Annotated in this window: 8 protein-coding genes; 2 read left to right on the top strand and 6 right to left on the bottom strand. The window is 37.5% G+C overall.

Going from position 1 to position 14,181, the window contains the following annotated elements; all coding sequences use genetic code 11:
- Window positions 1-199 precede the first annotated feature (199 nt).
- Together Q1A47_RS09260 and Q1A47_RS09255 are read left to right on the top strand one after the other, a co-directional pair.
- Window positions 200-703, top strand: coding sequence for a DNA topology modulation protein (locus Q1A47_RS09260; protein ID WP_121604821.1), 504 nt, complete (start codon window positions 200-202; stop codon window positions 701-703).
- Between the two features lie 90 nt (window positions 704-793).
- Window positions 794-2,797: a S9 family peptidase gene (locus tag Q1A47_RS09255; RefSeq protein WP_166529817.1), complete on the top strand. Its 2,004-nt coding sequence runs from the start codon at window positions 794-796 to the stop codon at window positions 2,795-2,797.
- Between the two features lie 236 nt (window positions 2,798-3,033).
- On the opposite strand, the gene carB is transcribed toward Q1A47_RS09255, so the two are convergent.
- The 6 genes from carB to Q1A47_RS09225 form a co-directional block, all read right to left on the bottom strand.
- Window positions 3,034-6,321, bottom strand: a complete 3,288-nt coding sequence (carB, locus tag Q1A47_RS09250) for a carbamoyl-phosphate synthase (glutamine-hydrolyzing) large subunit (protein ID WP_166529816.1) — start codon at window positions 6,319-6,321, stop codon at window positions 3,034-3,036.
- Window positions 6,300-7,436 carry a carbamoyl phosphate synthase small subunit gene (locus Q1A47_RS09245; protein WP_366141123.1) on the bottom strand — a complete coding sequence of 379 codons (1,137 nt, stop codon included), beginning with the start codon at window positions 7,434-7,436 and terminating at the stop codon, window positions 6,300-6,302. The genes carB and Q1A47_RS09245 overlap by 22 nt, the downstream gene beginning before the upstream one ends.
- A 720-nt stretch (window positions 7,437-8,156) precedes the next feature.
- The gene (locus Q1A47_RS09240) at window positions 8,157-9,038 is read right to left on the bottom strand and encodes an AraC family transcriptional regulator (protein WP_166529815.1); all 882 of its coding nucleotides are present in this window, start codon (window positions 9,036-9,038) and stop codon (window positions 8,157-8,159) included.
- Between the two features lie 594 nt (window positions 9,039-9,632).
- Window positions 9,633-10,589, bottom strand: coding sequence for an alpha/beta hydrolase (locus tag Q1A47_RS09235; protein WP_246484507.1), 957 nt, complete (start codon window positions 10,587-10,589; stop codon window positions 9,633-9,635).
- Between the two features lie 569 nt (window positions 10,590-11,158).
- The gene (locus Q1A47_RS09230) at window positions 11,159-11,647 is read right to left on the bottom strand and encodes a DinB family protein (RefSeq protein WP_051388248.1); all 489 of its coding nucleotides are present in this window, start codon (window positions 11,645-11,647) and stop codon (window positions 11,159-11,161) included.
- Window positions 11,648-11,698: 51 nt separating this feature from the next.
- Window positions 11,699-13,861 carry a YhgE/Pip domain-containing protein gene (locus tag Q1A47_RS09225; RefSeq protein WP_026679954.1) on the bottom strand — a complete coding sequence of 721 codons (2,163 nt, stop codon included), beginning with the start codon at window positions 13,859-13,861 and terminating at the stop codon, window positions 11,699-11,701.
- Between the last annotated feature and the right edge of the window lie 320 nt (window positions 13,862-14,181).

The following is a 14,181-nucleotide window of genomic DNA, read 5'->3' as shown; positions in this document are numbered from 1 at the left end:
TAATAGCTACTAGAGGAAGCGTAAATCTGAGCATGTAGTGATAAGGACTGAGCGAATTTTGCTCCGTTTTTCTTATTGAAATAAACGTTCGTCAAGAGAAGAATGGATATTTCTCCTACGTTCAAGATATATCCCCCTACTTTTCTGAATATTGTGGTATACTATTTTTTTATTCTAAAAGTTGAAGGAGGAAGAAGCTTTGCAGAAAGTAATGATTATCGGCAATGGTGGTTCTGGAAAATCAACACTTGCTAAACAGTTAGGAGCAATGTTAGAAATTCCCGTCTACCATATGGACGCACTATTTTGGAAGCCTGGCTGGACACCGATCGATCGAGATACGTTAATTAGAGAGACAAAAAAGATAATGGGCCAAGATAAGTGGATCATTGATGGAAATTATAACGCGACAATGGAGATTCGAATGCAACAAGCAGATACCATCATTTTTTTACATTACCGAACTATCCACTGTCTTTACGGCATTGTAAAAAGACGGATTCAATACCGTAATAGAACACGTTCAGACATGGGAAAAGGATGTCCGGAGAAGCTTGATTGGGAATTTTTTAATTGGGTACGTACCTTTAATAAGAAAAAAGCCCCTACTATATACCATAAGCTCTCTAACTATCAGGATAAACACATCCTCATTTTTAAAAGACGAAAAGATCTAAATCATTTTGTACATACACTGCTTTAGCAAAGCAGCACTAATTGATTCTCTTTTCTAAATAGTTTAAACTATTAAAAACAGAGCTATCTGCCATGTATACTTAAAGGAGGTAATATGATGAATAGCCACAAACGTGCGCTTACATCAAATGACATTACTAAACTTGAAATTTTCAGTGATCCACAATTTTCTCCAGATGGTAAGGCTTTCACCTTCGTTTCTACTACTATCAATGAGCAGAACGACTATCAATCTCAACTTTTATATCAAAAGATGGATACAAGCGCAACAACACCCTGGACATTCGGTGCTGACAGTAACAGCCATCTTCGTTTTTCTCCAGATGGCAAAAAAGCAGTCTTTCAATCAACAAGAAGTGGGCTACCACAGCTTTGGCTAATTAATACGGATGGCGGCGAAGCACAACAGCTAACTACTTTTAAGCATGGGGCTACAAGTCCAACCTGGTCAAAGGATGGAAAATCTATTCTATTTCACACTTCATTAGAAAATGATGACGATATACATAACCAAAAGGAATTATCAAGCGAAGAAAAACAAAAAATAAAAGAAACAAAAAGCAAACAACCACTTATTGTTAACCGTTTAAAATATAAATCAGATGCAAAAGGATTCCATGATACAACAAACACACAAATTATTAGAATGAATGTCGATGATTGGTCTTTAGAGCAATTAACATATGCTGATACAGATCATTTCTTTCAAGATGTTTCTCCAGATGGAAGGCAGATTTTGTTTGCAGCTAATCTAAATAAAAATGCTGATCGCGAATTATCAAACGATCTCTATTTATTAGATACCGTTACGAAAGAAATAACTAATTTGACTGAAGGTAAGGGTTCCTATCATCAAGCTTCTTTTTCTCCAGATGGGGCTAAGATTGCGTATTTTGGTCACGAATTTGCGTATAAGAGCGCAACCTTAACGGAATTGTATGTTTTTGACCTCCATACGTCTAAGCAAACTTGTCTTACTACAGATTGGGATATGCAGCTTGGCGATGCGATGATTGGCGATACTCGTTTAGGTGATTCAACAACGGGACCAACCTGGCATAAGGATGGGAGGCACCTATTCTTCATTGCAACTAGTTACGGAGCAACTGCGTTGTATCAAATTAACCTAAAGGGCAAATATCAAACGCTTTATCATAAAGATAATCATGTTTTTGGATTTACGTATAATAGCGTTAATGACAAACTTATTCTTGGTATTAGTACACCAATTAATCCTGGTGATTTTTATTTATTAAACGAAGATGCAACGCTTACTCAGCTTACCAATGGAAATGAAGTTTTACTGAACGAAATAGCCTTTGGGGAACCTGAATCGTTAAAAATAAATACTCAAGATAACTGGGAAGTACAGGGATGGCTACTTCGGCCATACGGCTTTACAGAAGGAAAAAAATACCCAATGATCTTAGAAATCCATGGTGGTCCGCACGCCATGTATGGTCAAACCTTCTTTTTTGAACTTCAATTATTGGCTGCAAAAGGATATATTGTATTGTATACGAACCCACGAGGAAGCTACGGTTATGGGCAAAAATTTGTCGATGCATGCCGTATGGATTATGGTGGTGGCGATTATCAGGATGTGATGGAGGCTGTCAATTACGCTGTTCATACATATAGTTTTATCGATGAGAATCGCCTAGGTGTAACTGGAGGAAGTTATGGCGGATTTATGACAAATTGGATTGTAGGTCATACAAATCGATTTAAAGCTGCTGTAACACAACGTTCTATTTCCAATTGGCTTAGCTTCTATGGCGTAAGCGATATTGGTTTTTTCTTTACAGAATGGGAGCATGGTTTGAATTTGTTAGATGATCCGGCAAAGCTCTGGGAAATTTCACCATTAAAATATGCGGCTGACGTGGAAACGCCGTTATTAATCCTACATGGAGAAAAAGATTTCCGATGCCCGATAGAGCAAGGCGAGCAATGGTATATTACATTAAAGCATTTAGAAAAAGAAGTAGAGTTTATACGATTCCCTGAAGCAAGTCATGAATTAAGTCGTAGCGGCAAGCCGGAGATGCGTATAGAACGACTCAATCATATTTGTCGTTGGTTCGAAAAATATATTTAAAGCATCGCTTCCATCTGGACACACCATAAAGTATGAAATGGGTATAAAAGTGTTTCATCAAAGAAAAAACGAACAACTAGAAATGATGTGCGAGCGGTGTCTCCGAGCTCACGCACTGGGAACTCACCGCTGCCTTCCTCCTACAGGATAAGAGAGGGGAAAGGCAGCAGTACACCGCACGCAAAAATACACGCTTCTTTTTTCGAGGAATCTACGTATATTCCGGAGTTGTACATTTATTCATCTTTAGAATGAACCATTTCAGTTATGTCCAACTCTACTCCCTTTAGATTATTTAGAATGACTTTTTTTGAATCGCAGTTTAAATAATCCTGTAATGCATGCACAGCATTATTTTTTATTGTTTGCCCACCCATGACCAGTGCTTCAAATGTTTCCAAACTGGTAAAACAAGGTGTTTGAAAGCGAACTGCTAGCTCGCGGAGATAGAATCCCATTTTCCCCTTTTTTCTTCCTTGTTCCGGAATGTTTAAAATAATGTCCGGCTTCAGCTTTTCCACTGCGGTAAAAATACTCTCTCGATCCTTTGGAATAGCTATTACAGTCAATCCATGTGAAGCTAGATAATCGGCTGTGCCTTGCGTTGCCATAATGCTAGCACCTGTTTGTATACATGACTGAATCCGTGCTAAACTTCCTGCTTTCATTCGCTCAGCAATCGACACAAAAATAAGTGGTTTTTTAGTAGTATGTAACTTCATATGAATAGATAAGACCTTCGAAAAAACTTCCTCTTTTGTCTGAGATATGGTAATGATTTCACCAGTAGACTTCATTTCTGGACCTAATAGATGATCCACTCCCTTAAGCTTGCCAGCCGAAAAAATTGGTGCTTTCAACGTAACATAACTTGGTTCAGCACATAAATTCAATTGACTTGACAGCTCTTTTATGGAATGACCTAACTGAACCTTTACTGCTAACTCAACCATCGCTATATCCGTAACTTTGCTCATAATAGGTACTGTCCTAGAAGCTCGCGGATTAACTTCTAATACATAAACCACACCTTTATGAATCACAAACTGAATATTCATTATACCAATAATCGGCACTGAACTCGCTATTTGTCTAGCAATGAAAGTCATTTCTTCCTTTTCAGATTTACTTAAAGAAAATGGTGGAAACATAGCCATGCTATCTCCAGAATGAACACCTGCTTTTTCGACATGTTCAAATATTCCTGGGACTACTATATCGCTACCATCGCTAATGACATCCATCTCACATTCTTTACCCGGTAAATAAGAATCGATAAGCAATGGCCAGCAGCGATCATTCGTGTCATATTGAATTCGATCCACAATATCATGCAATTCTGATTTATTGTTACAAATAAACATCGATTGTCCACCGATTACATAAGAAGGACGTATAAGAACAGGAAATCCTAATTCATTTATTGATACTGTTAATTCATCTAAATTTTTAACAATATCACCTTTCATATGATCAATCGATAACGTGTCAAGCAAGTGATAAAACTGTTCTCTATCCTCCATCTGATCAATATGCTCAGGTAATGTACCCATAACTTTTATTCCTTCACGCTTGAGATCATTTGCTAGATTAATAGCTGTCTGCCCACCAAATTGCAGGATTACCCCCTCCACTCCCTCTTTACGAGCGACGTGAAGCACGTCTTCTAATGCTAAAGGCTCAAAATAAAGTCGATCAGCGATGGAATAATCTGTACTGACTGTTTCTGGATTATTATTAATCACTATTGCTTCATAGCCTAATTTTTTTACTGCTAAAGCTGCGTGTACGGAGCAATAATCAAATTCAACACCTTGGCCAATACGGATTGGTCCAGAACCTAGCACAAGTATTTTTTTCTTATCACGTTTAATTGCTACTTCGTCTTGTCCATGCCACGTAGAGTAATAGTATGGAGTTACAGCATCAAATTCACCTGCACATGTATCTACTAATTTATATACCGGTTTTAACTGGACTTCTTCGTATCTCGCTCTAATCTCCTTTGACGTTACACCTAATAAAAAAGCAATGCGCTCGTCACTTATATTAAATCGCTTCGCCTTTTGTAATGCTTCTCTGTCAATAGTGGCAATCGATTTTTTGGCTACCCATTGCTCGAATAAAACAATATGTTCTATTTTCCTTAAATACCACAGGTCTATTTGTGTCATTTCTTTTATTTGCCATACATTCCAACCACGCTTGAACGCTTCATTGATTGCAAACAATCGTAAATCATTAGGTGTTTCTAATAATTCTTGAAGCCTGCGAAAAGTAATTTGAGTCATCTTTGGCCAATGCATACTATTAACATTTAATTCTAATGATCGTACTGCTTTGTTTAATGCACCTTCGAATGTCCTGTCAATAGCCATTACTTCACCCGTAGCCTTCATTTGTGTACCGAGTGTACGATCAGCTTCAGTAAATTTATCATAAGAAAATCGTGGAAGTTTAACGACGCAATAATCAAGAGCTGGCTCAAAAGATGCATATGTATTCCCTGTAATTGGATTGATAATTTCATCCAATTGTTGCCCTATAGCACATTTGGTTGCAATCCTAGCAATTGGGTAGCCTGTGGCCTTGGAAGCTAATGCAGACGAACGACTTACCCGGGGATTTACTTCGATAATATAATAATCATTTGAATGAGGGTTTAAGGCAAATTGTATATTACAACCTCCAACTACCCCCAGAGCTCTAATGACTTTTAAGGAAGAAGAACGAAGTAATTGGTACTGTGTATCAGATAATGTCTGGGATGGTGCTACCACCATAGAATCACCTGTATGGACTCCAACAGGGTCTATATTTTCCATATTACAAACAATCACACATGTATCATTGACATCACGTATAACTTCGTATTCTATTTCCTTCCAGCCTTTAATACTTCTCTCCACTAGAACTTGCTGAATTGGACTTAGTTCTAACGCCTTCTGTAAACGATCCATTAATTCAGGTTCATTATAAGCAAATCCTCCTCCCTCACCTCCAAGTGTATAGGCTGGCCGTAATATAACGGGATAACCAATTTCTTTTACAAAATCAAGCCCTTCCTCTAATGTTTCAACTACCTTTGATTGCGAAACAGGCTCATGTAAATCAAGCATTAGCTGACGAAATTCTTCACGACTTTCCCCTTTACGAATTGATTGTACAGATGTACCAAGAATGTTCACTTGATGTTCCTCTAATATCCCTTGATCATGGAGCGCAATCGTTAGATTTAGCCCTGTTTGACCACCCAACGTACCAATTAATCCATCTGGTTTTTCCTTAGCAATAATAGTCGCTAAAGACTCCACTTGTAACGGCTCCATATAAACCTTATGTGCAATGTGTTTATCGGTCATTATTGTTGCCGGATTATTATTTGCAAGAATAACCTCTATACCTTCCTCTTTCAATGCTAAACATGCCTGTGTACCAGCGTAATCAAATTCAGCCGCCTGGCCAATAACAATGGGACCTGATCCAATAACCAGCACTTTCTTTAAGGATGAACAGTTGCGCATAGTTGCTTCCCCCTTGTCATTCTGGCTGTTTCAACAAAATCTGTGAATATATAATGTGCATCACTCGGTCCAGGATGCGCTTCGGGATGAAACTGTACCGTTATCACCGGAAGTGACACATGCTTCAGTCCCTCTACAGAACCATCATTAACATTTTGAAATAACAGCTGAAAATACTTGGGGTTTAAACTTTCCTTTATTACTACATACCCATGATTTTGCGAAGTTATTGTCACTTTTCCAGTAAATAAATCCTTAATAGGGTGATTAGCTCCTCGATGACCAAAGGACATTTTCTTAGTTTTTCCTCCATATGCTAAAGCAATAAGTTGATGCCCTAAACAAATTCCTAAGGTTGGGTAACGTCTCGTTAGTCTTTTTATTAAAGGAAAGTAACGTTCTAAATCTTCTGGGTCACCGGGACCGTTACTAATAATAACCCCATAAGGATTTAGCTTTTCGATATCTTCAAACGAACTGGAATGTGGAACTATTGTCACTTTACAATCTTGTTTTATCAATGCATCCACAATCGATTTTTTATAGCCAAAATCAACCAATACCACATGACAGCTGCTACCTGCTCCTAAAACAATAGATTTCTTAACACTGACTTGTTCTATCAACTTATGACTATTTGGAAGAGAAAACTTATGCCCATAACCAGGAACTATTTTTTCTAAAATCAGCTTACCACGTACGGTTTGCTGTTTTCTAATAATGGTAACTAAGGTTCGTGTATCCACATTTTTAAGTCCTGGAACAGCTGCTTGCTTTAAACTTTCTGATAATGTAATTTCTGATTGAAAATGACTTGGTGTTTCACATATATCACTTAAGATAACCCCAGCTACATGCAGATCATTACTTTCATGACTATCTGAACTAACACCATAATTTCCAATAATAGGATAGGATAAAGTTAATATTTGCCCAGCATAGGAAGGATCGGTAAGCATTTCCTGATAACCAGTCATACTTGTATTAAAAACTACTTCTCCAGAAACTTCACATTCATAACCTATCCAATCACCCGGAAAAGTTTCACCCGTTTCTAAAACAAGAAAACCTTTTGTCATTATATTCTCACCTCTGCGTTTTTTTAGATTATTCATTATTATAGAAGTTTAACAATCAACCTTCAAGTATATTTATAAATTTTTATAAATATTTATTCATTAAATTGTATTTTAATCTGGAAATATTGTATAATCACTGAATATTTAAACCCGGTCATGATTGGGTGTGATAGTGAAGCCCCTGGAGGATAAGCAGGCAGAACATTGACAACAGTAATCATAATATTGTAGTTGTGTAGATAGAGCAGTCTTTGAAACAACGACTTGCATGAGATTATAGTGATTCTCCTACAGCAGAACAAAAGCGCAAGTGCCCGATTAGAAACGTAGCGACTGGAGCGAGTCAACGAAGATAAAGGAATCACAGTAGCTTGCAAGCCGATGATGACTTAGATTAAGGCGATTCCTGAAGCGCCTCGTTTCTGGGCGCTGGAGCTGAACGCGGCTCAACACGCCCACATTTTTCCACATGGGCTGATTTTATAAATTCCAACACTACAAAAAGAGGCTGGGTCAAACACATTTTCTTTACTCAACATACGAATAATCATATTATCAATAGGAGTATCATCGCCGCACAGTGAAATATACGCGCTTTTCGCGGGCACGGCTCGGGAACAGCATGAGTCCGAAGGTCCACTTGGTGCTAAAGAATGATTCTGATCAAAAAACGAACGATAATTAAATTCAACAAATCATCGTTCGTTTATTTCTTCATTCTTTTGTCTCAGCCTCTTCCCTCTTAGTCTATTCAGATCATTTAACGCTTTTTGTTTTTACAGGTACCCATATTTCACTTTTAAAGGTAGGTGAATGAATATCGCTATTTTCATTCCAAAGTATTTCTGGACCTTCCACTTGCTCATAATTGGAAGATGGAAACCATTCAGAATAAATACGTCCCCAAGTACTCTGTAAGGTTTCTGGAAATGGTCCGATTGCTTCAAATACCGCCCATGTTGACGCAGGAACATGGAGCTTCACGAAAGTTGCCGGACAAACCTTCGTAGTTGCCACACCAATATAATGATCCAGTTCCCCTTTTTCCTCCATTCTGCCTTCAGAAAAACTCGTTGATGCTTGAATCATCCCTATTGGTTCTACATTAGACAGCTCCTTCAGTTGATCCATTCTCTCCTCAGATAACGATTTCCACATAGCAGCAATCTCTGGATTAACACCGTGAAAAATAATTGGTACTCTTTTCTTTAGTCCAACGATTGAAAAAGAAGCTTTTTCTTCGATACGATAATTCATTTCAATTCCTCCATGTATTGATAATCGAAAAGTCATCCGAGGATACGCTTTTAGGCAACGCCCATGATCTCTTGCCTCTGTAGGTGTTAAGCCATGTAAATTTTGAAATGCCTTGGTAAAAGAATCGGGGGAATGATATCCATACTTAAGTGCAATATCAATGACTTTAGCTTCTTTGTCTTTAAGCTCAAAGGCAGCTAGAGTTAAGCGCCTACGACGGATATACTCCGATAATGAAATACCTGCAAGGAAAGAAAACATCCGTTTAAAGTGATACTCTGAACAATAAGCCAACTTCGCAACTTGTTTATAATCGATCGTATTGATAAGATTGGCTTCTATATAGTCGACCGCATCGTTCATCCGTTTTAGCGAATCCATCTTATGACCTCCTTTATCAATAGAATAACAGGAACAAGAGACCGTCATCCGATTATTCGTGCACAAATAAATCGGGAAATTCTTTATTATTCTAATCATTCATAAACCGAACTGCAACGCTTCCTTCGTCGTAGCTAAATTTAGAGAGCCATATTAAGGTCTAACAGACATATCTTAGGAAGGAAGCTGAGACGAAACAAAATAGTTAACTCAAAAGCCTCGTATGAAAATAAATGTTCATACGAGGCGTAGTCAAAATACGGAGAACCCTTGAAAAAGAAGAACACTTTTTCTGCGTGCAATGTCCACTGCCAAAGCCTTCCTTATCCTGCAGGAAAAGCACAAGCTTACGACCCTGTCCCGCAAGAAAGCGGTCTTTATATGGAAGAAGCTAAACCCATGACCGCGTTTGCTGAAATAATGAAAAAGCTTCGTTCACGTTGTCCTTGATATAATAAATCCCCCCTTCATAGTAGTACGGGAATTTTTATTATTTCTCAGTCTACTATAAAGGGAGCATATCAAAATCCGTTCGGATTATGATGTCAATTTTCCCAGTCTCTCACTTCAAAGGATTATTTTAAATTTTTAATATTACTGGATATATTTATCTAGAAAGCTAGTTAGCTTATCTATATATCTTTCTTTATGCGTTACAAATGCTTCCCCATGTCCTGCATGATCAAAAGTAATCATATCTGCTTCGCTTTTCGTATTTTCATATAATTCCTTACTCATTTGGGTTGGAACAAATGTATCTCCATTTCCGTGAATATAGAGAATAGGAGTTTCCGACTTTTTTACTTGTTCTAAAGCAGAAGCTTCTTGCAAGCTATACCCTGCCTTTATTTTAGTAACGACACTAGTACTTGGGAGCATTGGAAAAGCTGGTAAGTGAAACATTCTTCCCATTTGATAATTAAACATATCATATACGCTTGTGTACGGACTATCTGCTACGATTGCCTTTACGTTATCCGGTAAATCTTCCCCACTTGCCATTAATACAGCAGCAGCTCCCATAGAAACACCGTGTAAAACAATTTCCGTATCCTCCCCTTGTTCTTCGATCACTTTATTTATCCAATCTAAATAATCTAATCGATCATGCCAGCCAAAACCAATGTAGTCACCATCACTATCGCCATGGCCTCTTAGATCAGCAGTGAACATATTATAGCCCAATTCCTCATAATAGTATTGACCAAACATTCCCATATCTGTAGCACGACCTAAATAGCCATGAGCAAAGATAACTGTTTTAGTTGTCTCCTCTTCTGCTTTTAGGTAATAACCTTGTAATTGAAGACCATCATATGAAGTCATTTCCCAGTTTTCAAAATCCTGGTCACGAACCCAATCCCTCCAATCCCCCTGGAGCATTTCATCTAATGCCTCTGCCGAAACCTCCAAATCAGAATTGTCTTGAAGAAAGTCCTTCTTATTTCTAGCAATCGCTAAATTATAAAAATAAAAACTAGCTACCACATCTATTATTAGCAGGATCGCAAGCAGACCTAACCCGATACGTATCCATCGTTTTTTCTTCAAACTCACTCTCCCCCTTTTTTAGCCTCACCTTTTAATTATACAGGAGAACAAGCTAGTAGATAACCCTTTTTCACTGGTACTTGTTAACAGTAAGAGCTAAAGACAAAATTACCCTTTAAATCAACCCCGGTATGCGAAATCGTCAACGGGCCGTTTTTATCAAAAGCGTTTCCTTAAAAGCTATAAAAGGAACTGAGTTAACGTGATGAATAATTAAAAGGAAAGAACAAAAGCGCAAGCGTCTGATTAGAAACTAACGACTGGCGCGAGTCAACGGAGATAAATGAATCACGATGTGCTTGCGATCCGATAATGACTTAGATTAAGGCGATTCATGATGTCACCTCGTTTCTGGGCGCTGGAGCTGGACACAACTCAACACGCGCCTATTAATCCATATGGGCAAATTTTATATTTTTTTAGAATATAAAAAAGCTGTCGAGACTTTTCCCGACAGCTCTTTATAACACGACTGAACCCTACGCTCTTATTATAAAGGTTACATATTACCATGGCTTTTAGATTAGATATAAAAGGAAGGAACCAAAGGAACCTAATAAAGTAGCTTATCAATTATTGAACGCTGCTTTCACTTCTTTAATTTGTTCAATATGTCGCTTTTCATGATACCCAACAAACGGAATATATTGTTCAAGGCTCAAATCTCCAAATGCTGGATGTGGATATGATTTCTCCCTAAGTGTTTTCTTATCCGCTGTCTCATTTAACTGCCTTAATCCTTGATGACTTGCAGCTAACTTCTGCTTCATTTCCTCTAATGTTACAAAATCTTCACTAGGTACTGCGAAATCAGGCGAATCAACTTTTACGGAACGATTAACTGTAAAATGAATTGGCTTTTCTGAAACATGTACCGTATCACCAGTAATGAGTTGTTGTTGTATTATTTTTGTAATTGCAACCTCCATAAGATATAGATGCTCCATGATCTGTTTTACTGACCATCTATCTGCTGAGGCTTTTTTATTTATTTCTTCATCTGTTAATCCGTTAACTTCTGATAAAAGACTTTCTCGTGCTTGTTCATTAATTTGCAACTGAATCAACCTCCCTTTATCGCTATCTTAAAACAATACCCTTGAATTATTTTAATGAAACAATCCAGACTCCTTCGATTTTTCTTTCAGTTTATTTGTTTGACGATTTATAATTGGTTTTAAGAATGCACCCATGAATACAGCTGCTAGACCAAATATACATAGGAATAATATATCTCTCGTTGCTCGTTCCCAAACAATTCCGCCTACTGCTTCTCGCATCAGATCGATACCATACGTAAACGGCAAGAATGGATTAATTGCTTGGAAGAACTCTGGCAATAATACAACTGGATATGTTCCACCAGCACCAGCAATTTGTAGTACAAGTAGTACGATAACCATTGCTTTCCCAACATCACCAAAGACCGATACAAGTGTATAGATAATTAGCATAAAGATGGCACTAATGAGCAGTCCAAAAAGTATAAACCATATTGGATGTGCTACATCAACATGTAATAACAGCATATCTCCTGACGTAACAATTAGCGTCTGTAACAAACCAATTGTAATAAAGGTGAATAGCCGTCCAAAATACATTTCCCTTCCGGTGAGATTTTCTTGATGGTGAACATCTGCAGCTAATAGGGAAATTAATAATAGCCCCCCAACCCAAATGGCTAAAACTGTGTAAAAAGGCGTCATACCTGTACCGTAATTCGCAATTGGGAACAACTTATTCTCATTAAGCTGAACAGGCTCAGCAAAGAAGCCTCTCTCTGCCTCTGGATTATTCTGTAGTAGTTGGATAATCTCATTAATATCCGTTTCGCCTTGAATATCACGAATCCGATCTGCCAGTTCGTTCACTTTGCTATTTACATAAGGGTACTCATTTAATACCTCTTCTAAAACTTTTTTCCCGTCACTTAAATTTCCTTCCGTACTAGACAAGATACGTTTAACCTCAGGTATGGTGTCCTTAATTTCTACCAAGATATTTCGTGCATCGGCTAAGGTGTTTTTAGCACGGTCAATCTCTGCCATAACAGTTGGCTCAATATTTTCTTTATAATCCTTTACAAAAGCATCAATATTCGTAGCGGTATTTGCCGATAGTTGCTGTAAGTCATTAATCGTCTGATCTACTTCTGTTTTCTTCTCGTTAATAAACGATTCTATTTCTTTATTCTTATCCTGTACAGCTACTAATCGGTCCCTGATAGCTGCTAATTGTTCTTGAGCCCTCTCAATCTGCTCGTTACTCGTTCCCTCTTCATTATTTTGTTTTTGTAATTCTTCCAGCGCTTGTTGTACGGTATCAATTGTTTTGATACTTTGATTAACCTGCTCATTTATTTGTTCCGTAAGCTGCGAACCATTACTAAAATCAATCCCTGCGTTTTGGATGTCTTGGATAAATTTATTTGTTTTATCTGCTATTTCTTGTACTCGATTTAAATCTTCTTCTATTTTCGGTGCCATTTCTTCTAATCGAGTTTCTGCCTTTTTAAGAAATGCTGTTGTATTATCGATGGTTTTCAATCCATCGTTTGTTACGCCTTCAGCCTTCGGCAACAGACCTTGAGCTTTATTTATGATAGCTTGAGCACTATTCGCATCTGTCATTGAATCATTTAATAAATCATGAATCTCTGGTAATTTTTCTTCCATATTAAAAATATACTGCTCAAATCGTTTAATGTCTGGTAAATCTTTTTCCAATTCAACGCCCAAATCATTAAATAAATCGAAGATTACACCATTAACTGTCGAAATAAATGTACTGCTAATTTGATCAACGATTACCGAGGCACCTTTTGATGTAATCTTAGGTGCAATAGCATTAATTTTTTCATTCACATAATATTCAATATCTGCCTTCTCTGGTTCATCCTCAACTACTGTTCCAAGCTTTTGAGAAAAATTCTTCGGTATAACGATAACAGCAAAGTAATTTCCATATTCCAGTTCATCCATGGCTGTTTCTCGATCGGTGAACTTCCAATCCATTGATTTATTTTCTTTAAGGTTTTCCACCAAATCATTACCCGCATGGATATCCTGATCTCGAACTGTTGCTCCTTCATCTTCATTTACAATACCTATTGGAATCTGGTCTGTTTGGCCATAGGGATCCCATGAAGCTTTAATATTCAACCATGCATATAGCGATGGTAATAAAATTAAGCCACCTATTAAGATGGCAGCGACCCAATTTGTACTAATATTTTTCATATCCTTCGAAAAAATCTTCCAGGTGTTTTTCATTTTCATCAACCTTCTATCTGTAAAATTAGTGAATGGACATTCACTTTACACGAAACGCGTGCCCAAAAGAATAGATAGCACAATCATAGTAACATCTATAGTTTTCATGAGGCGGGGACAAAGGTGTTTTAAATTAATAACGAACAACTAGCATGATGATTCGTGCAACGAAGCTGTTCTCTCTAGAAATCCACTTCGCTTTTTAGCGACTGATGAGCCTTTTCATGCTGATATAGTATGTGGTTTCACTAATACCCATTCCTCTCGTAGAAGTCCATTCCAATCCTCATTATGAAATAGCCTTTAGATACTTCTAAAAA

Origin of the sequence: uncultured Virgibacillus sp. (assembly GCF_947495635.1) — a bacterium.
Lineage (GTDB): Bacteria > Bacillota > Bacilli > Bacillales > Amphibacillaceae > Virgibacillus > Virgibacillus salarius.
This window is presented reverse-complemented; position numbering and strand designations above follow the sequence as displayed.

What these genes read in the sequence shown, in the direction of transcription:
- Q1A47_RS09240 (WP_166529815.1), bottom strand. Translation starts at nt 9,038, where the DNA reads ATGGATTCGCTAAAACGGATGAACGATGCGGTCGACTATATAGAAGCC.
- Q1A47_RS09245 (WP_366141123.1), bottom strand. Translation starts at nt 7,436, where the DNA reads ATGAATAATCTAAAAAAACGCAGAGGTGAGAATATAATGACAAAAGGT.
- Q1A47_RS09255 (WP_166529817.1), top strand. Translation starts at nt 794, where the DNA reads ATGAATAGCCACAAACGTGCGCTTACATCAAATGACATTACTAAACTT.
- carB (WP_166529816.1), bottom strand. Translation starts at nt 6,321, where the DNA reads ATGCGCAACTGTTCATCCTTAAAGAAAGTGCTGGTTATTGGATCAGGT.
- Q1A47_RS09225 (WP_026679954.1), bottom strand. Translation starts at nt 13,861, where the DNA reads ATGAAAAACACCTGGAAGATTTTTTCGAAGGATATGAAAAATATTAGT.